This is a genomic window from Shinella agrisoli (genome assembly GCF_046557955.1).
GTDB lineage: Bacteria > Pseudomonadota > Alphaproteobacteria > Rhizobiales > Rhizobiaceae > Shinella.
This window is the reverse complement of the sequence record NZ_JBJIEP010000044.1, coordinates 1-17,792: the sequence shown is the minus strand read 5'-3', so window position 1 is coordinate 17,792 and position 17,792 is coordinate 1. Positions and strand designations below refer to the sequence as shown.

18 protein-coding genes are annotated in these 17,792 nt (G+C 65.4%); 16 read left to right on the top strand and 2 right to left on the bottom strand.

From position 1 onward, the window contains the following. Positions 1–208: 208 nt before the first annotated feature. Positions 209–1,291 carry an NAD/NADP octopine/nopaline dehydrogenase family protein gene (locus ACIIOY_RS26115; protein WP_411037596.1) on the bottom strand — a complete coding sequence of 361 codons (1,083 nt, stop codon included), beginning with the start codon at positions 1,289–1,291 and terminating at the stop codon, positions 209–211. 201 nt (positions 1,292–1,492) lie between these two features. Here ACIIOY_RS26115 and ACIIOY_RS26110 point away from each other — a divergent pair, with 201 nt between their 5' ends. The 9 genes from ACIIOY_RS26110 to ACIIOY_RS26070 all read left to right on the top strand — a co-directional run bounded on the left by ACIIOY_RS26110 (position 1,493) and on the right by ACIIOY_RS26070 (position 10,560). Then, the gene (locus tag ACIIOY_RS26110; RefSeq protein WP_411037595.1) at positions 1,493–2,557 is read left to right on the top strand and encodes a LysR family transcriptional regulator; all 1,065 of its coding nucleotides are present in this window, start codon (positions 1,493–1,495) and stop codon (positions 2,555–2,557) included. A 30-nt stretch (positions 2,558–2,587) separates the two neighbouring features. After that, on the top strand, positions 2,588–3,688 hold the full coding sequence (locus ACIIOY_RS26105) for an extracellular solute-binding protein (RefSeq protein ID WP_411037594.1): 1,101 nt from the start codon (positions 2,588–2,590) through the stop codon (positions 3,686–3,688). A gap of 78 nt (positions 3,689–3,766) precedes the next feature. After that, positions 3,767–4,747, top strand: coding sequence for an ABC transporter permease (locus ACIIOY_RS26100; protein WP_411037593.1), 981 nt, complete (start codon positions 3,767–3,769; stop codon positions 4,745–4,747). Positions 4,748–4,757: 10 nt separating this feature from the next. Next, on the top strand, positions 4,758–5,549 hold the full coding sequence (locus ACIIOY_RS26095) for an ABC transporter permease (RefSeq protein WP_411037592.1): 792 nt from the start codon (positions 4,758–4,760) through the stop codon (positions 5,547–5,549). 5 nt (positions 5,550–5,554) lie between these two features. Beyond that, complete coding sequence (locus ACIIOY_RS26090; protein WP_411037591.1) at positions 5,555–6,625, top strand: ABC transporter ATP-binding protein; 1,071 nt, start codon at positions 5,555–5,557, stop codon at positions 6,623–6,625. Positions 6,626–6,639: 14 nt separating this feature from the next. After that, positions 6,640–8,112 carry an NAD(P)-binding domain-containing protein gene (locus tag ACIIOY_RS26085; RefSeq protein WP_411037590.1) on the top strand — a complete coding sequence of 491 codons (1,473 nt, stop codon included), beginning with the start codon at positions 6,640–6,642 and terminating at the stop codon, positions 8,110–8,112. A 29-nt stretch (positions 8,113–8,141) separates the two neighbouring features. Next, on the top strand, positions 8,142–8,645 hold the full coding sequence (locus tag ACIIOY_RS26080; protein ID WP_411037589.1) for a CMD domain protein: 504 nt from the start codon (positions 8,142–8,144) through the stop codon (positions 8,643–8,645). Position 8,646: 1 nt separating this feature from the next. Next, a complete protein-coding gene (locus ACIIOY_RS26075; RefSeq protein WP_411037588.1) occupies positions 8,647–9,225 on the top strand; it encodes a peroxidase-related enzyme in 579 nt (192 codons plus the stop codon). Next, positions 9,226–10,560, top strand: a complete 1,335-nt coding sequence (locus tag ACIIOY_RS26070) for an MATE family efflux transporter (protein ID WP_411037587.1) — start codon at positions 9,226–9,228, stop codon at positions 10,558–10,560. A 52-nt stretch (positions 10,561–10,612) separates the two neighbouring features. Here ACIIOY_RS26070 and ACIIOY_RS26065 read toward each other — a convergent pair whose 3' ends face one another. After that, on the bottom strand, positions 10,613–11,293 hold the full coding sequence (locus ACIIOY_RS26065) for a GntR family transcriptional regulator (protein ID WP_411037586.1): 681 nt from the start codon (positions 11,291–11,293) through the stop codon (positions 10,613–10,615). A gap of 77 nt (positions 11,294–11,370) precedes the next feature. On the opposite strand from ACIIOY_RS26065, the gene ACIIOY_RS26060 reads away from it, so the two are divergent. The 7 genes from ACIIOY_RS26060 to ACIIOY_RS26030 are packed head-to-tail and all read left to right on the top strand — an operon-like array spanning position 11,371 to position 17,608. Then, positions 11,371–11,994, top strand: a complete 624-nt coding sequence (locus ACIIOY_RS26060) for an amino acid synthesis family protein (RefSeq protein WP_411037585.1) — start codon at positions 11,371–11,373, stop codon at positions 11,992–11,994. After that, a complete protein-coding gene (locus tag ACIIOY_RS26055; protein WP_411037584.1) occupies positions 11,969–12,760 on the top strand; it encodes an alpha/beta fold hydrolase in 792 nt (263 codons plus the stop codon). The genes ACIIOY_RS26060 and ACIIOY_RS26055 overlap by 26 nt, the downstream gene beginning before the upstream one ends. 33 nt (positions 12,761–12,793) lie before the next feature. Continuing rightward, entirely contained in the window at positions 12,794–13,717 is a 924-nt protein-coding gene (locus tag ACIIOY_RS26050) for a flavin reductase (protein ID WP_411037583.1), read from the top strand. A gap of 3 nt (positions 13,718–13,720) precedes the next feature. Beyond that, positions 13,721–14,758 (top strand): LLM class flavin-dependent oxidoreductase, encoded by a 1,038-nt coding sequence (locus tag ACIIOY_RS26045; protein ID WP_411037582.1) that lies wholly within the window; start codon positions 13,721–13,723, stop codon positions 14,756–14,758. 7 nt (positions 14,759–14,765) lie between these two features. Continuing rightward, on the top strand, positions 14,766–16,229 hold the full coding sequence (locus tag ACIIOY_RS26040) for an aldehyde dehydrogenase (protein ID WP_411037581.1): 1,464 nt from the start codon (positions 14,766–14,768) through the stop codon (positions 16,227–16,229). 5 nt (positions 16,230–16,234) lie between these two features. Then, entirely contained in the window at positions 16,235–16,564 is a 330-nt protein-coding gene (locus ACIIOY_RS26035) for an NIPSNAP family protein (RefSeq protein WP_411037580.1), read from the top strand. 33 nt (positions 16,565–16,597) lie between these two features. Further along, positions 16,598–17,608, top strand: coding sequence for an ABC transporter substrate-binding protein (locus ACIIOY_RS26030; RefSeq protein WP_411037579.1), 1,011 nt, complete (start codon positions 16,598–16,600; stop codon positions 17,606–17,608). Positions 17,609–17,792 lie beyond the last annotated feature (184 nt).

Sequence of the window (17,792 nt, the reverse complement as noted above, 5' to 3'; positions counted from 1 at the left end):
GCGGGGCATTGGGCCAGAAAAACAACGTGTCGGCAATCGTAAAATTTCCGCTTGACTTTGTCGACATGGAGACGACAAACGAGGCTGCATCCTCAAGAAACTCGCCGCGTCGTCGGACATGTGGGATTCTCGTGTCCGGCGTTCATGCCAAAACTTTTCAGGTGCCTCCCACGAAATTGTTCGCTCGAAACTCTGCGGGCACTGCCGCTCATGCCTTTGCCGGCCACTCCTCGCAGAGCGTCGTCAGCGCTGTCGGGGAGAGCTTGTCGAGCGCCAGTTCCGGCAGGAGGTCGTTGTCGGCGACGAGGTCGTGGGCCATGGCGGCGGAAAACAGCGCGGTGCCGGCTTCGTGCAGCACGGCCGGCCGGCCGGCGATGCGACCGAGAAGGCTGGTCGGGACGAGGCCGAAGGGCACGTCCTCGTAGATGTAGCGGCTGTCCGCGCTTGTCGGGCCGAAGCCGCCGCGCCCTTCGCGGTGCATCTGCTGGTTCATCTGCGAGACCGTGCCCATCGGCACGTGGAACGACAGCGAGAAATGCTCCTGCACGGTGCGCACGGACAGGCCGAAGCTTTCGGCGATTGCAAGCCGCTCGAGGTCGAGCGCCTCGATCAACCGGCCTACGGCAGGCGTGACGTGTTCGCCTTGTCCCCATGTCTCGCCCTTTTCCATGCGGGTCAGGTTGAGGAGGGCGATGCCGAGATGGTTCTGCGGGTTGAGGTTCGAGAGCGCGATGGCGAGAAGGCCCTCGCGCGCGACGAAACGGTCGCCGAAGAGCTCCGTGCAGAGCGCCTTGCCTTCGGCGGCTGCGGATTTGGGCAGGGTGGCGATGTCGATCTTCTGGCGGACGGTGTTGACCGCAACGCTCGTGCCGTCCGGCTGCTGTCGGCCGGTCAGAAGCGTCGTGCCCCAGACGCTGATGGGCAGGCGTATGTTCCGCGCCGCCAGCCGCTTGGCGAGATAGAGCGCGCCGAAGGAGCTGTGCGAACTGATGATGACGGGCTGGCCGGACCTGAGATGCGGCAGGGCGGCGTCGAACACCCGGCGGTGGCCGTTGGCGGGCAGGGCGACGACGACTGCATCGGCTCCGGCGACTGCCGCGGCGCAATCGCCTGCGACGGCGACCTTTCCGGAAAACTCGACTGCCCCCGTTGCCGTCAACGGAGAGCCCTCGGCGAGCTCGCGGGTGCGCGTGCCGGACGGGGACCAGAGAACGGGTTGGTGGCCGGCCTTGGCAAGGAAGGCCGCCATGCCGAAGGCGATAGCGCCCGCACCGAGAATACCAATCCGCATCGATCCGATCTCCTTCATTTCGGCTTTTATCTTCGTCCGAGGTCGTTCGCCGGACGATCCCTTGCGGGGTTTTCCTTGCCGGCCCCCATGCTCACGGCAGGTATTTTCTACAAAAACACCCAACTGAGAAAACTTGTCTTTTGTCACTAGCGCGTAGAATGCGTTTTATGCACTATGTATCAGTCATAATGCAAGGAATGCATGATACCGATGGAAATCCGCGACCTCGAGGCGTTTCTGGCAGTCATGTCGACCGGCAGCATCACCGGTGCCGCCCGGCTGCTCGATCGCTCGCAGTCGCAGGTCACGCGCCTGATCCAGGATCTGGAAACGTCGCTCGGCTTTCCGCTGTTCGAGCGTAACGGCCCGAAGATCACGCCTACCCGCGAGGGCGTTGCCTTTCATGACGATGCCGAGCGCTTCGTCAGCGGTATCGGACATCTGCGCAACCGCGCGACGGCGATCGCCGGCCGGGAGCCAGAGCCGATCGAGATCGCAGCGACGCCGGCCTTTGCGAGCGGCATCATCCCGCTTGCGCTGGCGGAGCTGCCCCAGGAGCGCCTGCCGCATATAATGCATCTTCGCAGCATGCCGGCCGAGGCAGCCGTTCAGTCGGTTCTTGCCCGCACGGCGGACTTCTGCGTGACTTCGCTGCCGGCCGACCAGCCGGGGCTGGAGGTGCAGGGTTTCTTCGAGGGGCGCTGCGTGGCCGCCGTCGCGCACCACGATCCGCTCGCTGCGAAAGCGACGGTTTCCATCGCCGATCTTGCCGGGTGCACGCTCGTGACCATGGCCAACCCGTTCCGCCTGCGCCACCGGGTCGACCAGGTGCTGGAAGCGGCCAAGGTGCAGCCCCGCCGGGTCATCGCCACAAATGCGGCCATGAATGCCGTACAGATCGCCTCGACCGGCCTCGGCGTTGCGATCATCGAGCCCGCAACGGCCTATGGCCTGCAATCGGCGCCGGTCGCCATCCGCCCGCTCGACGTCGACATTCCTTTCCTCTGGGCGATCTTTTCGGCGGCCGCCCGTCCGCTCTCGACCGGCGCGCATGAACTGATACAGCGGATCGTGCGGATCGCCTCCGAGCGCATACCGGATTTCACCGCCCACGACCCGCGCCAGATGGCGCGTATCGCCGACCGGACCTTCTCCGGCAAAGGCGCCCTCGACGGCGCGCCGCCCGGGCTGCGCCGCCGGAGCTTGCCCGACACGGTCCCCGACCAGGGGAGCCTCACGCCCGGAACGCCTGAAAACGAAAAATGAGCCTGCCAAATCAAACAAGGAGAGAGTGACATGAAGGACTTCACCGCAACCCGCCGCTCCACGTTGAAGCTGCTTGCGGCCGGCACAGGCATCCTGGCTGCGCCGTCGATCATCCGCCCCGCCTTCGCCCAGAGCAAGGTCGTCAACATCACGACCTACGACAAGTTCGTGCCGCAATCCTTCATCGACCAGTTCCAGAAGGACACCGGCATCGAGGTGCGCATCCGGCTGACGGACGATCAGGGCAAGCAGTACAACCTGCTGACCGCCGAAGGCGCCACGCCCTCCACGGATATCGTGACCGTCACCGGGCACCGCCTGTCGCAGTTCATGAACTCCAACCTGCTGGCGACGCTGGATACCGGACGCCTGAAGAACTGGGACAGGCTCGCCTCCGCCTACAAGGGCGCCCCGCAGCTCACCATCGACGGCAAGACCTACGGCGTGCCGTTGCTCGCCGGCTTCGAAGGCCTTGCACGCAATACGGACTATACCGAGGCGTCCGACAGCTGGGGCATCATGTTCGAGGACAAGTACAAGGGCCTGACCTCGTACATCATCACCGACTTCCTCTCCATCGTCATGCGCTACCAGGGCAATGACGGCGACTACGTGACCTACGGCGACAAGCCGGACGTCGCCCAGGCCGCCACCAACCAGGCCCGCGATTTCCTCATCCAGCACAAGGACAAGGTGCGCAAGTATTACGATGCGGCTTCCGAGGTGCAGCAGATGTTCGTCAACGAGGACATCTACCTCGCGCAGACCTGGTCCGGCCCGGCGGCGAAGCTCATCATGGACGGCCACCCGATCGAGATCTCGGTGCCGAAGGAAGGCACCTACGGTTTCCTCTATTCGTTCAACGTCGTCAACAACGCCCCGAACGCGGACGCGGCCTATGCCTTCCTCGACGCCATCCTTTCCTCGCCGGAAATCGGTGCGGCGATGACGCGCCAGTCCGGCTTCGCTTCGGCCTTCGACGGCGTCGACAAGGTGCTCGACGACAAGGAGCGCGCCGCCCTGACGCTGCCGCCGGAGCAGACCGAGCGCATCCAGTTCTTCTCGTCGGTCAACCGCGACATGAAGAACGAGATGATCGACAAGGCCGCCGCCGAGATCAAGGCCGCCTGACGCTCCAGACCTTCCGCGACCGGCTGCCGGCCGGTCGCGCACCGCATAAGGACTCTTCCAGAGCCGGGAACGACCAGAATGGTGGATACGACGACGCAACATCGGCCCGTCGCCTTGCCGGCGGCGCCCCGCTATGCCGGATGGATCGGCAGGGCGGTGGGGTCGGGCCTTTATCGCAACACGATCGGACGCCTGGCCGACAGCCGCCGCTTCCGGCTCGCCGTGCTCGCGGGCATCCCGCTCGTCTGGATCGCCTTGCTGCACATCGGGCCGATCCTGCAGATGGCCAATATCAGCTTCCTCGCCAACTATCCGCCGCAGCCGAACAAGAGCAGCGGCTATACGCTCGACAACTATGCGCTGTTCTTCTCCGACCGGCTCTATTTCATGCCCTTCGTCCGCAGCCTGATCTTCGCCGCGGTGGTGACGATCTCCACGCTGGTGATCGTCTATCCGGTCGCCTATTACGTGGCGAAGGTGGTGCAGCCGAAGAACCGCATGCGCGCGCTGCTGCTGCTGCTCATTCCGTTCTGGGCGGGCGAGCTCATCCGCACCTTCTCGGTGATCATGCTGCTTGCCAATCGCGGTGCGGTGAACGTGCTGCTGCGCGAGCTCGGCTTCATCGACCGGCCGATCCCGATGCTCTATACCTTCTTTTCCCTCAGCTTCGGCGTCGTCTACCTGCTGGCGCTCTATATGCTGCTGCCGCTCTATTCGGCGATCGAGAAGATCCCGACGCCGCTGATCCATGCAGCCGCCGACCTCGGCGCCAGTCCCCTCCAGCGCTTTCGCCGGGTCATCCTGCCGCTTTCCAAGGACGGCATCGTTTCGGGCTGCAGCCTCGTCTATCTCACCGCCGTCGGCGTCTTCGCGGCGCCGCTCCTGCTCGGCGGGCCGAACGCCGTGATCTTCCCGGAGGTCATCGCCACGCTGTTCCACGGCTCGAACGACAAATGGCCGGAAGGCGCCGCCTTCTCCATTCTCATGCTCGTCGTATCGCTCACCACCGTCGGCCTCTTCATGCGGGTCGTCGGCGGGCGCTCCGTCCGGTTGATGTGAGGAGGGGGCGATGCGAACCTATCTCAGCGACCTGCCGAAGACCGCGCTCGGCGCCTCCTACTGGCTCTTTGCCGTCTATCTCGTGCTGCCGCTGGCGCTGATGATGGCGATGAGCTTCAAGGATGCCAACTTCATCGCCTTCCCGATCGGCAACTGGACGCTCGACTGGTACGGCAAGGTGGTGCAGGACAGGCAATTCATCGAGGCCTCGCTCTATTCGATCGGCATTGCCCTTGCCACCACGATCTCGGCCACCATCGTCGGTGTCTGGATCGCGCTGCTCGTCTCGGCGGAGAACATCTGGGGCAGGGCGGCCATCTTCGCGCTCGCCTGCCTTCCCGCCGTGGTGCCCGGCCTCATCAACGCCATCTCGATGCGCATCTTCATCCGCATGGTGGACATCCCGACCGGCACCTTCGCGATCATCCTGGCGCACACGGTCCATGCGGTGCCCTTCGTGGTCATCATGGTGCTGACGCGCCTGCGCTCCATGCCGGCCAACCTGGTCGATGCGGCGCGCGACCTCGGCGCCGATCCCTTCGTCGCCTTCCTGCGCGTGACGATCCCCTACCTGATGCCGGCGCTCTTCGGCGGCATGATCTTCTGCGTGCTGACCAGCATCGACGACTTCGTGCGCACCTTCTTCCTCGGCGGCTACCAGCCGACGCTGCCCATGCTGATCTTCGCCAAGGTGCAGGGCGGCATGTCGCCGGAAATCAACGCCATGGCAACCATCGTGCTGATCGTCACCACCGCCGTCGGCCTTTATGCCGAGCATTTCATCCGCCGTTCCAGGAGCTGACGCGAATGCAGCCTGTCGTCCATTTCAAGAACGTCAACAAGGTCTACGGCACGCTCGCCGCCGTGGAAAACCTCGACCTTGCGATCGCGCCCGGCCAGTTCGTCACGCTGCTCGGCCCCTCGGGCTGCGGCAAGTCGACGACGCTGCGCATGCTCGGCGGCTTCGAGGACGTCACCTCCGGGGAAATCTATCTCGACGGCAAGCCGATCTCGCACCTGCCGCCGAACAAGCGCAACGTCAACATCGTCTTCCAGGACTACGCGCTCTTCCCGCACCTGACGGTCGCGCGCAACATCGCCTTCGGCCTGGAGCTGAAGGGCATGGAGCGGGAGGCGATCCACCGGCGCGTCACGGAGCTCCTTACCCTCGTGGCGCTTCAGGACTATGCCGGCCGCATGCCCGACCAGCTTTCCGGCGGCCAGCGCCAGCGCGTGGCGCTGATGCGGGCGCTTGCACCCGATCCGAACGTGCTGCTCCTCGACGAGCCGCTTTCCGCGCTCGACGCGAAGCTGCGCCAGCAGATGCAGATAGAGCTCAAGTCGATCCAGCAGACCACCGGCAAGACCTTCCTCTTCGTCACCCACGACCAGGAGGAGGCGCTCACCATGTCCGATGTCATCGTGGTGATGAACAAGGGCAGGATCGAGCAGATGGGCGGGCCGGACGAACTCTATGCCCGGCCGCGCAGCCGCTTCGTCGCCGATTTCATCGGCCAGAGCAATTTCCTCGAAGGCAGGGTCGTCTCGGTTTCGGATCCGGTCGCCACCATCGACTGGCAGGGCAACAGCGTGCACGCCGACGTGAACGGCACCTCGCCCGCACCGGGCGCGCGCGCCACAGTCGCCCTGCGGCCGGAGGCGCTCTACTGTCTGCCGGGCAAGCCCGAGGGCCGGCTGGCGCTCAAGGGCCGTATCGGCCGGCGCGTGTTCAAGGGGGCGCATACCTCGCTCGACGTTACCCTCGAAAACGGGGCGAGCCTCCTCGTCCAGCTCGACCCCGTGGCGCTGTCGCATATCGAGGGCGACGAGGTCTGGGTGGGCTGGCGCGAGCGGGACGCTGTCCTCTTGGCGGACTGAACAGGAGACCGGGAATGATCAACAGGCAACAGCAGCAGCACCGGCTTGCCGACCTGAATGCGCGGGTGAAGCAGGATCTCAGCTACCTGAACTATCCGCCGGCCAACTGGTCGAAGCCGGTGACGACGGCCGGAGGCGAGCCGGTCAGCGACGTCGTCATCATCGGCGGCGGCATGTGCGGCCTCGTCGCCTGGCATGCGCTGACCCGCGCCGGGATCGTCAACCTGCGCATCGTCGACAAGGCGCCGAAGGGGTTCGAGGGGCCGTGGGTCACCTATGCGCGGATGGAAACGCTGCGTTCGCCGAAGATCCTGCTCGGGCCCGCCCTCGGCATGGCCTCGCTCAGCTTCCGCGCCTGGTTCACCGCGCTTTACGGCGAGGCCGAATGGGAGGAATTGTTCCGCATCCCGCGGCCGATGTGGATGGATTACCTGAAATGGTATCGCGAGGTGATGGAAATACCGGTCGAGAACGATACGCACGTCACCCGCGTCGTGCCGCGTGAAGACGGCCTCCTGGAGCTTGAGATCGCCGGTGGCGAGAAGCCGCCGATCATCACCCGCAAGATGGTGATGGCGACAGGCCGCGACGGGCTCGGCGAGCCGGCCATCCCGGACTTCGTCAAGGGCATGGAGCGGCACACGTCCTGGGCGCACTCGGCCGACGACATCGATTTCGACCGGCTGAAGGGCAAGCGCGTCGTCGTCATCGGCGTCGGTGCCTCGGCGGTCGACAATGCGGCCGAAGCGCTGGAGAAGGGTGCGGGGGAGGTTCGTCTCCTCGCCAGGCGCAAGCAGATGCCGACGATCAACAAGCTGATGGGCATCGGTTCCTACGGCGTGACCGCGGGCTTCGTGGAGATTTCGCCGGAATGGCGCTGGCGGCTGATGGACTATGCCGCCAAGCAGCAGACGCCCGCTCCGCACAACTCGACGCTGCGCGTCAGCCGCCACCCGAACGCCTATTTCCATTTCGATTGCGCCATCCGCTCGATGAGGGAGGAGGACGGCGACGTCGTCATCACCACCGTGAACGGCCGCATCTTCCGCACCGACTTCGTCATTCTCGGCACCGGTTTTACCATCGATCCCGCAAGCCGCAGCGAGCTTGCCCCCTATCAGGACAGGATCGCCTGCTGGGAAGACCGCTACACCCCGCCGCCGGGGGAGGAAAATCCCGGCCTCGGCCGCTTCCCGTGGCTGGGCAGCGACTTTTCCTTCACCGAGAAGGAGCCCGGAACCGCACCCTGGCTGAAGGACATCCATTGCTTCAACTACGGCGCCTCCGTCAGTGTCGGCAAGGTCAGCGGCGACATTCCGGCGATCAGCGAGGGCGCGCTGTGGCTGGCGCGCGGCATCGCCGCCTCGCTCTTCATCCGCGACATCGACTACCATTGGCAGGCCCTGCTCGCCTACGAGAAGCCGGAACTCGACGGCACGGAATGGACGGACGCCGACGCGGCAGGGCCGGCGCAGAAGACGGCATGAACGCACTTATGGAAGACCGAGGACAAGCCATGACCGCACAACCCGCCGCCGACGTGATCGACACCGTGCTCGGCCTCGACCGCTTCCCGGACCTGAAGGCGCTGCGCGAGAAGCGGGCGAAGCTGAAGCACCTGACCCAGACGAGCTATCAGGCCGCGCTGCGTCCCGCCGAGCCGCGCAACTTCTCCTATGCGCTCAGGGCGGCGCTGGCGGCGCGCATGTCCGCCTTGTGGAAGTCCGGGGAACTTGCCGCCCACTACCGCGCGCTGCTCGAAAGCGAGGACGGCGGGGCGGCCCTTGGGCCGATCGCCGCGCCGGGAGGTGATCCGGGCGACGATGCGCGCCTTGCCGCCATCCTCGCCCATGTCGACCTTGTGACGCTTTCGCCGAAGGATGCCACCCGCGCCAACATCGAAAAGCTCGCTGCCGCTGGCCTCGACGACCGGGACATCGTCACGCTCGCCGGCCTCATCGCCTTCGTCAACTATCAGGTGCTGGTCGTGGCCGGCCTCAAGATGCTGAGGGACAACTGACATGTCTGAAGCCGTACACGAATTCACCGTCGATGCGCTCGGCTGGAAGCCCTATGTCAGGCCGGTCGACCTCGATGCGGCGACGCCCGAGCAGCTTGATGCGCTCAAGGTCACGCCCTCCAACAAGAAGATCTCCGACTACGTGCTGGTGCTCGCCAACGAGCCGGAAACCTTGAAGGAGCGCACGCCCCTCTTCAACGACATCATGTACAGCGAGGGCGGGCTTTCGCGCGGCGGACGGGAAATCGGCGCGCTGGCCGCCTCCTTCGTCAACCGCTGCATCTATTGCGCCTCGGTGCATGCCGCCCGCTATATCCAACTCGAAAAGCGTCCCGAAGTGGTGGAGGAAATCTACCGGAACGGGCTTGATGCCGACCTGCCGGACTTCGAGCAGGCGCTGTTCAACTTCGGCGTCGACCTGACGGCCCATCCCGACGATGTCGGTGCCTACCAGTTCTATCACCTGCGCGAGATCGGCCTCGACGACCTCCAGATACTCGATCTCATCCATGCGGTCGCGATCTTCGGCTGGGCCAACCGGCTGATGCACACGCTTGGCGAACCGCACCGGCAGGATTGAGTGGAACAGGTTCACCGTCAGCCCGGCGGCGCGGTCCGCCCCTTCGACATCACGCACCGGGACGTGCTGCACATCGCGCTCCCGATGATGATCGCCTATCTGTCGAGCCCGCTCGTCGGGCTCGTCGCGACGGGCGTCATCGGGCAATTGCGCGACGAGGCGCTGATCGGCGGCGTGGCTCTGTCCGCCGTCATCTTCGACGTCATCTTCGTCAGCTTCAACTTCCTGCGCGGGGCGACCACCGGCTTTACCGCCCAGGCGCTCGGCGCGGGCGACCGGCACGCCGAACAGCGCATGCTGGCGAGCGGCCTGGTCATCGCCCTCGTCGCCGGCCTCCTGCTGCTGGTGCTGCAAAAGCCGATCGGCGCGCTCGGCCTCGCCGCCATGGGGGCGGAGGGCGCGGTCGCGGAAGCGGCTTCCACCTATTTCGGCTGGCGCATCTGGTCGGCGCCCTTCGTGCTGTTCAACTTCGTCGTGTTCGGGTGGATCATCGGACGCGGCGACGCGTTCTGGGGCATGATGCTGCAGACGCTCCTCAACGGGCTCAACGCCGGGCTGAGCATCTACTGGGTCATCGGGCTCGGCTGGGGCGTCGCCGGCGTGGCCGCCGCCTCTCTGGTCGCCGAAGCCGTCACGGCGCTTGCGGGGCTCTACCTCATCTTTGCGAAGACCGTCCGCACCGCCTGGAGCCTGCCGGACCTTGCCGCCTTCCGCCGGGCTTTCTCGGTCAACGGCGACATGATGATCCGCTCTTTCGCGCTGCTCATCGGCCTTTCCTTCTTCACCCGCCAGAGCGGCACGCTCGGCATCGACATCCTCGCCGCCAACACGATCCTGCTGCGCTTCTATTTCTTCGGCGTCGCCTTCCTCGACGGCGTGGCGACGGCCGCCGAGCAGCTTGCCGGCCGCGCTGTCGGCGCGCGTTACCGTCCGGCCTTCGACCGCACCATACGCCTGACGACGCTCTGGGGCTTCTTCTTCGCCGGCCTCGTCTCGCTCGCCTTCCTTGCGGGAGGCGACTGGGTGATCGGCATCACCGCACCGACGGCAAGCGTATCGGATCTTGCCCACCGCTACCTGCCCTATGTCGTCGCATTGCCGGTCTTCGGCATCGTCGCCTTCCAGATGGACGGCGTCTATATCGGCGCGACCTGGTCGAAGCAGATGCGCAACCTGATGGTTTTGTCGCTCGCCATCTATTTCGCCGCATGGGCCGTGCTCCAGCCGCCTTTCGGCAATGACGGCCTGTGGATCGCCCTCATATTGTTCCAGAGTGTCCGCAGCATCGCCTTTCGCCTGATGCTGCCACGGTTGGCGAACCGGACGTTCTCGTGAGCGGCGTGGCCGGCGGGATCGAGACGCGCCGGCGATCGCAATGCGCTGCCGCTCAATCGAGGATCGTCTTGGCAATGGCGGCGGCCGCGCCGACATGCGCCCTGCATGCCGCCGCCGCGGCGTCCGGGTCGTTGGCGTCGATCGCCGAGAAAATCTCGCGGATCTGCGAAGGACCGGACGTCATGCGGTTCGAGGTCGAAAGCGTCATGACCCGGAGGCGCGAGATCCTGCTGTTCAGGCGGCTCACGATTTCCCAGGCGATGTTGTTGCCGCCCGCCTCGAAGACGATCTTGTAGAACTCGGTCGTCGCATCGAGCACGCCGACCGGCGAGTTCTGCTTCGATATCCGTTCCAGCTCGCCCATCGCCTTGCGCAGCCGCGCCTTCACATCCGGACCGGCGACGCGGGCGCAGTCGGCGACCGCCGTTGATTCCAGCGCCGCCCTTATCTCGTAAATCTGGCGCGCATCGTCCCAGTCGAGTTTCGCGACGATCGGCCCCTGCTTCGCCAGCATCTCGACAAGGCCTTCCGCCTCTAGGTGGCGGATGACCTCCCGGATGACCGAACGGGACACGCCGAGCTGGTCGCACAGGGTACGCTCCACCAGTCGCTCTCCAGGTTCGAACAGCCCGCCGATGATCGCGCGGCGCATGCGGTCGAGTGCAATTTCCCTGAGGGTGGCAGGCGGGGTTTCGATGCGGAGGGCCGCAAGGTTCTCGGCGTTCTTGATCATGCGCTCTTCATACCCGTAAAAAAAGTTCCGCACAACGGCTTGACACTTTGTCTTATGGTATACCAAAATATGAGCAGATGAAAAGACAGGAGGATGCCCCGGTGACGCTGGTCCGCAAGACGCTGCTGCATGTGGAGACGACGTTTGTTGAAGGCGGAAGGGAAGCGCCGAGACCCCTCAAGCTCATCGCGGCGATGGCTGTCGTGAGGAACCCCTGGGCGGGGCGGGGCTTCGTGGAGGACCTGAGGCCGGAGATCCATGCGGTGGCTCCGGTTCTCGGCGAACTCCTCACCGGGATGATCGTCGACGAGGCGGGATCCGGCGAGGCGGTCGAGGCATACGGCAAATCGGCGGTGGTCGGCCTTGCCGGCGAGGTCGAGCATGCATCCGCCCTCATCCACACCCTGCGGTTCGGCAACCATTACCGCAGCGCCGTGGGCGCGAAATCCTATCTTGCTTTCTGCAACACCCGTGGTCCTGCAAACGCTCCGATCATGATCCCCCTGATGGACAAGAACGACGAGGGCCGCCGGTCTCACTACCTCACCATCCAGTGCGCGATCGCAGATGCACCGGCGGCCGACGAGATCGTCGTGGCCCTCGGCGCCTCCATCGGCGGCCGGCCGCATCACCGCATCGGCGACCGGTACCAGGATCTGAAGGAGCTGGGCCACGATGTTGCGAACCCTGCCGCGGTCTAGGACGTCCTCCGGCACGGCCTATGTGGAGCGGGGCGCGGGTGACGAAACCCTTGTCCTCGTCCATGGTGTGGGCATGCGGATCGAGGCGTGGGAGCCGCAGATCGATCGGCTGGCGGAGAATTGCCGCGTGATAGCGGTCGACCTTCCCGGCCACGGGTTCTCCGAAGCGCTCGGCGGCTCGCCGGAGCTGCCCGGCTATGTCGCGTGGTTCCGGCGGTTCCTGGACGAGATCGATGCAGGTTCGGTCAACGTCGCTGGCCATTCGATGGGCGCCCTGATCGCGGGCGGTATCGTGGCGACGGCGCCCGAGAGGGTGAAGCGGGTGGCGCTGCTGAACGGGGTGCACCGGCGCAACGCGCAAGCACGGAAGGCGGTGGAGGCGCGGGCACGCGAGATCGGGTCCGGCGACTTCGACCGGGAGGCGCCGCTCGCGCGCTGGTTCTCCCGGGAGGATGTAGGAACCGAGGCCTATTGTCTGGTGCGCGCGTTGCTGCAGGCCGTCGATCCTGCCGGTTACGCCGCCGCCTACAAGGCCTTCGCCACCGGAGACTCGGTCTATTCGGACCGCTGGCCGCAGGTCACGTGCCCGGCAATGTTCCTGACGGGGGACGGGGACCTGAACTCGACGGCGGACATGGCTCGGGAAATGGCCGCCGCAGCAAGGCGGGGATGGGCCGTCGTGATCGACGGCCACCGCCATATGGTGAACCTTACCGCGCCGGACGAGGTGAACCGTGCGCTTGCCGACTGGATGACATCGCGCTGAAACATTCGGTCCGCAGGACCCTGGGAGAAAACGATGACCTTCGACGCTAGAGCGCTGCGTGACGCATTCGGTGCGTTCCTGACCGGGGTAACGGTCGTCACGACCCTCGACGACGCGGGGCTGCCGGTCGGTTTCACCGCCAACAGCTTCACGAGCGTTTCCCTCGATCCGCCGCTCCTGCTCGTGTGCCTCGCCAAGACCTCGCGCAACTATGAAACGCTCACCCGTGCGAGGGGCTTCGGCGTGAACATCCTGTCCGAAGGGCAGAAGGAAGTCTCCAACACCTTCGCACGGCCCGTCGAGGACCGCTTTGCGGCCGTCGAATGGAAGAAGGGACCGTTCGGCTCGCCCGTGTTCGCCGATGTTGCCGCCTGGTTTGACTGTGCGATGCATGACGTGGTCGACGCGGGCGACCACGTCATCCTCATCGGCAGGGTCGAAGGTTTCGACAACAGCGGCAAGACGGGACTGGGCTACGCCCGCGGGGGATACTTCACGCCCGCGCTTGCCGAAAAGAGCCTGCTGGCGAACGCCGATGGCAGCCTGCTCCTGGGAGCCGTCGCAGAGCGTGACGGGGCCATCCTGCTGGTGGAGGACGGCAAGGGCGGCTGGACGCTGCCTTTCGTCGCGAAGGCTGAAAACGAGGGCATGGAGGCCCTGGAAGCCCATGTCGCCGCCGTGTTCGGCCCGACGCTCCGGACGGGCCTGCTTTACTCGGTCTACGAAGATACCAAGACGGGGCGGCAGCACGTCGTCTATCGCGCGAGCCTGGGGGAGGGCGAGCTCAAGGCGGGCCGGCTCTTCCCGCTGCAGGAGCTTCCAGCAGGCGAGATCGCCGATGGCGCGGTGCGCGAACTCGTCAGGCGCTTCGCGCAGGAAAGCACGCTCGGCAATTTCGGCGTCTATTTCGGAAATCAGGAAAAGGGCCGCGTGCACGCCGTGGCCGCAAAGGGGTGACCCATGAAATTCTCTCTGTTCGTCCATATGGAACGGCTCGATGCCGGCCAGAACCATCAGGAACTCTATGAGGAATTTATCGCCTTGTGCGAAATCGCCGACAAGGGCGGCATGCACGCGATTTGGACCGGCGAGCATCACGGCATGGATTTCACGATCGCGCCGAACCCCTTCGTCAACATAGCGGACCTTGCCCGGCGCACCAAGAACGTGCGGCTCGGCACGGGTACGGTGATCGCGCCGTTCTGGCACCCGATCAAGCTTGCCGGCGAGGCGGCCATGACCGACATCATCACCGGCGGCCGCCTCGACGTCGGCATCGCGCGGGGTGCCTACAGCTTCGAATACGAACGCCTCCTGCCGGGCCTCGACGCATGGGGCGCCGGCCAGCGGATGCGCGAACTGATCCCCGCGGTGAAGGGCATCTGGGCCGGTGACCACGCCCATGACGGCGAATTCTGGAAATTCCCGAAGACCACATCCGCGCCGAAGCCGGTGCAGCAGCCGCATCCGCCCCTGTGGGTCGCCGCGCGGGATCCGAACAGCCACGAATTCGCCGTCGCCAACGGCTGCAACGTGCAGTGCACGCCCCTTGCCAACGGCGAGGCGGAAATCGCCAGCCTCATGGACCGTTTCAACGCCGCCTGCGGAAAGGCGGCCGGCGTGCCGCGCCCGAAGATCATGCTGCTCCTTCACACCTATGTCGGATCCGACGAAGCCGACATCGCACAGGCGGCGAAGGAGGTGAGCGCCTACTACAACTACTTCTTCGCCTGGTTCAAGAACGAGCGGCCGATCAGCCAGGGCCTCATCGAGCGCCTGAGCGACGAGGAGCTCGCCGCCAATCCCAACCTCGCGCCCTTGAAGATGCGCGAGAACATGCCGATCGGCACGGCACAGGAGGTCATAAGGCGCCTGAAGGTCTACGAGGACCTCGGTTACGACGAATATTCCTTCTGGATCGACACCGGCATGAGCTTCGCGCGCAAGAAGGCGTCGCTCGAGCGCTTCATCGCCGACGTCATGCCGGCATTCCGGTGAGGCTGCCATGCAGAACTTCCAGCAATATATCGGTGGGGCCTTCGAGGACGGTTCGGCCAGGTTCGAATCCGTCGACCCGGCGACCGGCACGGCCTGGGCCACGATGCCCGAAGCGCGCGAGGAGGATGTCGATCGCGCCGTAAGGGCCGCGGAACGCGCCCTCTGGAACGGCGCGTGGCCCGCCATGACGGCGACGGCGCGCGGCCGCCTGCTTTACCGGCTCGCCGACCTCGTGCAGGCCAACGCCCGGCGGCTTGCCGAGCTCGAAACCCGCGACACGGGCAAGATCATCCGTGAAACCTCGGCGCAGATCGCCTATGTGGCGGACTACTACCGTTACTATGCCGGCCTCGCCGACAAGATCGAAGGCGCGACGCTCGCCATCGACAAGGCGGACATGGATGTCTGGACGCGGCGCGAGCCCGTCGGCGTCGTCGCGGCGGTCGTTCCGTGGAACAGCCAGCTCTTCCTGTCGGCCGTGAAGATCGGTCCGGCGCTTGCCGCCGGCTGCACGCTGGTCGTCAAGGCGTCGGAAGACGGTCCCGCGCCGCTCCTCGAATTCGCGCGCCTCGTGCATGAGGCGGGCTTTCCGCCCGGCGTGGTCAATATCCTGACGGGTTTCGGCGCCACCTGCGGCAGCGCGCTGACCCGGCACCCGGGCGTCGACCACATCGCCTTCACCGGAGGCCCGGCGACGGCGGCCGCGGTGGTGCGCAACTCTGCGGAAAACCTTGCCACGACTTCGCTGGAGCTTGGCGGCAAGTCGCCCTTCGTGGTCTTCGCGGATGCCGATCTGGAAAGCGCGGCCAATGCGCAGGTCGCAGGAATCTTCGCGGCGACGGGCCAGAGTTGCGTGGCAGGGTCGCGTCTCATCGTCGAGGCGTCGGTGAAGGAACGCTTCCTCGCGCTCCTCAAGGCGAAGGCGGAGGCAATCCGCATCGGTTCGCCGCTCGACATGGCGACGGAAGTCGGCCCGCTTTGCACGCGCAGGCAGCGCGACCACATCGAGAAGGTCGTGGCTGCTTCCCTCGACGCCGGCGCGAAGCTGGTCGCGGGCGGCCGGACGGGAGAGGGGAGCGGGTTCTACTATGTCCCGACCATCCTGGACTGCGACGGGGTTTCCGCCGCCTCGGTCGAGACCGAGCTTTTCGGGCCGGTGCTGTCGGTCCTCTCCTTTTCGAGCGAGGAAGATGCGGTGCGGCTCGCAAACGCGACGCCCTACGGGCTGGCGTCCGGGGTCTTCACCAGCAACCTTGCCCGCGCCCACCGGATGATCAAGCGCATCCGCGCCGGCATCGTGTGGGTCAATACCTATCGCGCGGTCTCGCCGATCGCGCCGTTCGGCGGGTACGGGCAGTCGGGGCAGGGGCGCGAGGGCGGGCTTGCCGCCGCGCTCGACTATACCAGGACCAAGACCGTGTGGCTCAGGACCTCCGACGAGCCGATCCCCGATCCTTTCGTGATGCGGTGACGGCCATGTATTACGAGATCCGCACCTATCGGCTGAAGAACGGCGGCATTCCCGAATACCTCAAGGTGGTCGGCGAGCTCGGCATCGCCATCCAGAAGAAGCACCTGGGGAACCTCGTCGGCTATTTCTCTTCGGAGATCGGGCCGATCAACGAAATCGTCCACATCTGGGGCTTCGCAAGCCTGGACGACAGGCAGGCGCGCCGTGCGCGCCTATCCGCCGATCCGGAATGGCAGGCGTTCCTGCCGAAGATCCGCGATCTGATCATCAATGCAGAAAACAAGATCATGATCCCGGCCGCCTTTTCTCCGCTCGGAGGCAGCGCGCCGGCCTGATGACGGAACCAACCGAACTGGGAGAATGAAACCATGAAAAGCAGCATTGCAATCGCACTTCTTTCGACGACGCTCTGCTTTGCGGGAAGCGCCGCGGCGGAGGAAATGGTCTTCGCGAGCTGGGGCGGCACCACGCAGGATGCCCAGAAGACCTACTGGGCCGACGCGTTCACCGCGAACACCAACATCGCCGTCACGCAGGACGGCCCGACGGACTACGGCAAGATCAAGGCCATGGTCGAATCCGGCAACGTGACCTGGGACGTGGTGGACGTGGAGGGCGACTATGCCGTTCAGGCTGGCAATGCCGGCCTCCTCGAAAAGCTCGACTTCTCCGTCATCGACAAGACCAAGCTCGATCCGCGTTTCGTCACGGACTATTCCGTCGGCAGCTTCTATTACTCGTTCGTGATCGGCTGCAACAAGGACGCGGTCGAAGCCTGCCCGAAGACATGGGCGGAACTGTTCGATACGCAGAAGTTTCCCGGCAAGCGCACCTTCTACAAATGGTCGGCGCCGGGCGTGATCGAGGCGGCGCTGCTCGCTGACGGCGTTCCTGCCGACAAGCTCTATCCGCTCGATCTCGACCGCGCCTTCAAGAAGCTCGACACGATCAAGGCGGACATCGTCTGGTGGGACAGCGGAGCCCAGTCGCAGCAGCTGCTCGCTTCCGCCGAGGCACCGTTCGGCTCGTTCTGGAATGGCCGCCTGACCGCTCTTGCCGAGACCGGCGTCGCCGTCGAGACATCTTGGACCAACAACATCACCGCTGCCGATTCCCTGGTCGTGCCGAAGGGCGCGAAGAACAAGGAAGCGGCGATGAAGTTCATCGCCGCGGCCACCAGCGACTCGGCCCAGGCGCAGTTCGCCACCGCCACCGGTTATGCGCCGATCAACATGGAATCCAGCACCCTGATGGATCCGGAACTGCGCAGCACGCTCCCGGACATGCAGGCCGAGACGCAGGTCAACGCCGACATGAGCTACTGGGCGGAGCACCGCGACGAGATCGGCACCCGCTGGTATGCGTGGCAGGCCCAGTAAACCAGCGCCGAAGGCGGGCCGCCGGACAGGCGGCCCGTTTCACGACCACACGGATGATCGACCATGGCCATTACGATAGCGGCGGGCGCAGCAAGGACGAAGCGTGAGGGCACTTTCGGCTATCTCGTGCCGGCATTGCTGCTCATCGTCCTCTTCTTCATCGTGCCGGTGCTCATGCTCCTCC

Bases quoted from the DNA above. Each gene is read 5' to 3' on its own strand.
- ACIIOY_RS26075 (WP_411037588.1), top strand. From the start codon at position 8,647: ATGTCTGAAGCCGTACACGAATTCACCGTCGATGCGCTCGGCTGGAAG.
- ACIIOY_RS26065 (WP_411037586.1), bottom strand. From the start codon at position 11,293: ATGATCAAGAACGCCGAGAACCTTGCGGCCCTCCGCATCGAAACCCCG.
- ACIIOY_RS26110 (WP_411037595.1), top strand. From the start codon at position 1,493: ATGATACCGATGGAAATCCGCGACCTCGAGGCGTTTCTGGCAGTCATG.
- ACIIOY_RS26035 (WP_411037580.1), top strand. From the start codon at position 16,235: ATGTATTACGAGATCCGCACCTATCGGCTGAAGAACGGCGGCATTCCC.
- ACIIOY_RS26080 (WP_411037589.1), top strand. From the start codon at position 8,142: ATGACCGCACAACCCGCCGCCGACGTGATCGACACCGTGCTCGGCCTC.
- ACIIOY_RS26030 (WP_411037579.1), top strand. From the start codon at position 16,598: ATGAAAAGCAGCATTGCAATCGCACTTCTTTCGACGACGCTCTGCTTT.
- ACIIOY_RS26085 (WP_411037590.1), top strand. From the start codon at position 6,640: ATGATCAACAGGCAACAGCAGCAGCACCGGCTTGCCGACCTGAATGCG.
- ACIIOY_RS26095 (WP_411037592.1), top strand. From the start codon at position 4,758: ATGCGAACCTATCTCAGCGACCTGCCGAAGACCGCGCTCGGCGCCTCC.
- ACIIOY_RS26090 (WP_411037591.1), top strand. From the start codon at position 5,555: ATGCAGCCTGTCGTCCATTTCAAGAACGTCAACAAGGTCTACGGCACG.
- ACIIOY_RS26045 (WP_411037582.1), top strand. From the start codon at position 13,721: ATGAAATTCTCTCTGTTCGTCCATATGGAACGGCTCGATGCCGGCCAG.
- ACIIOY_RS26055 (WP_411037584.1), top strand. From the start codon at position 11,969: ATGTTGCGAACCCTGCCGCGGTCTAGGACGTCCTCCGGCACGGCCTAT.
- ACIIOY_RS26060 (WP_411037585.1), top strand. From the start codon at position 11,371: ATGAAAAGACAGGAGGATGCCCCGGTGACGCTGGTCCGCAAGACGCTG.
- ACIIOY_RS26100 (WP_411037593.1), top strand. From the start codon at position 3,767: ATGGTGGATACGACGACGCAACATCGGCCCGTCGCCTTGCCGGCGGCG.
- ACIIOY_RS26040 (WP_411037581.1), top strand. From the start codon at position 14,766: ATGCAGAACTTCCAGCAATATATCGGTGGGGCCTTCGAGGACGGTTCG.
- ACIIOY_RS26105 (WP_411037594.1), top strand. From the start codon at position 2,588: ATGAAGGACTTCACCGCAACCCGCCGCTCCACGTTGAAGCTGCTTGCG.
- ACIIOY_RS26050 (WP_411037583.1), top strand. From the start codon at position 12,794: ATGACCTTCGACGCTAGAGCGCTGCGTGACGCATTCGGTGCGTTCCTG.
- ACIIOY_RS26115 (WP_411037596.1), bottom strand. From the start codon at position 1,291: ATGCGGATTGGTATTCTCGGTGCGGGCGCTATCGCCTTCGGCATGGCG.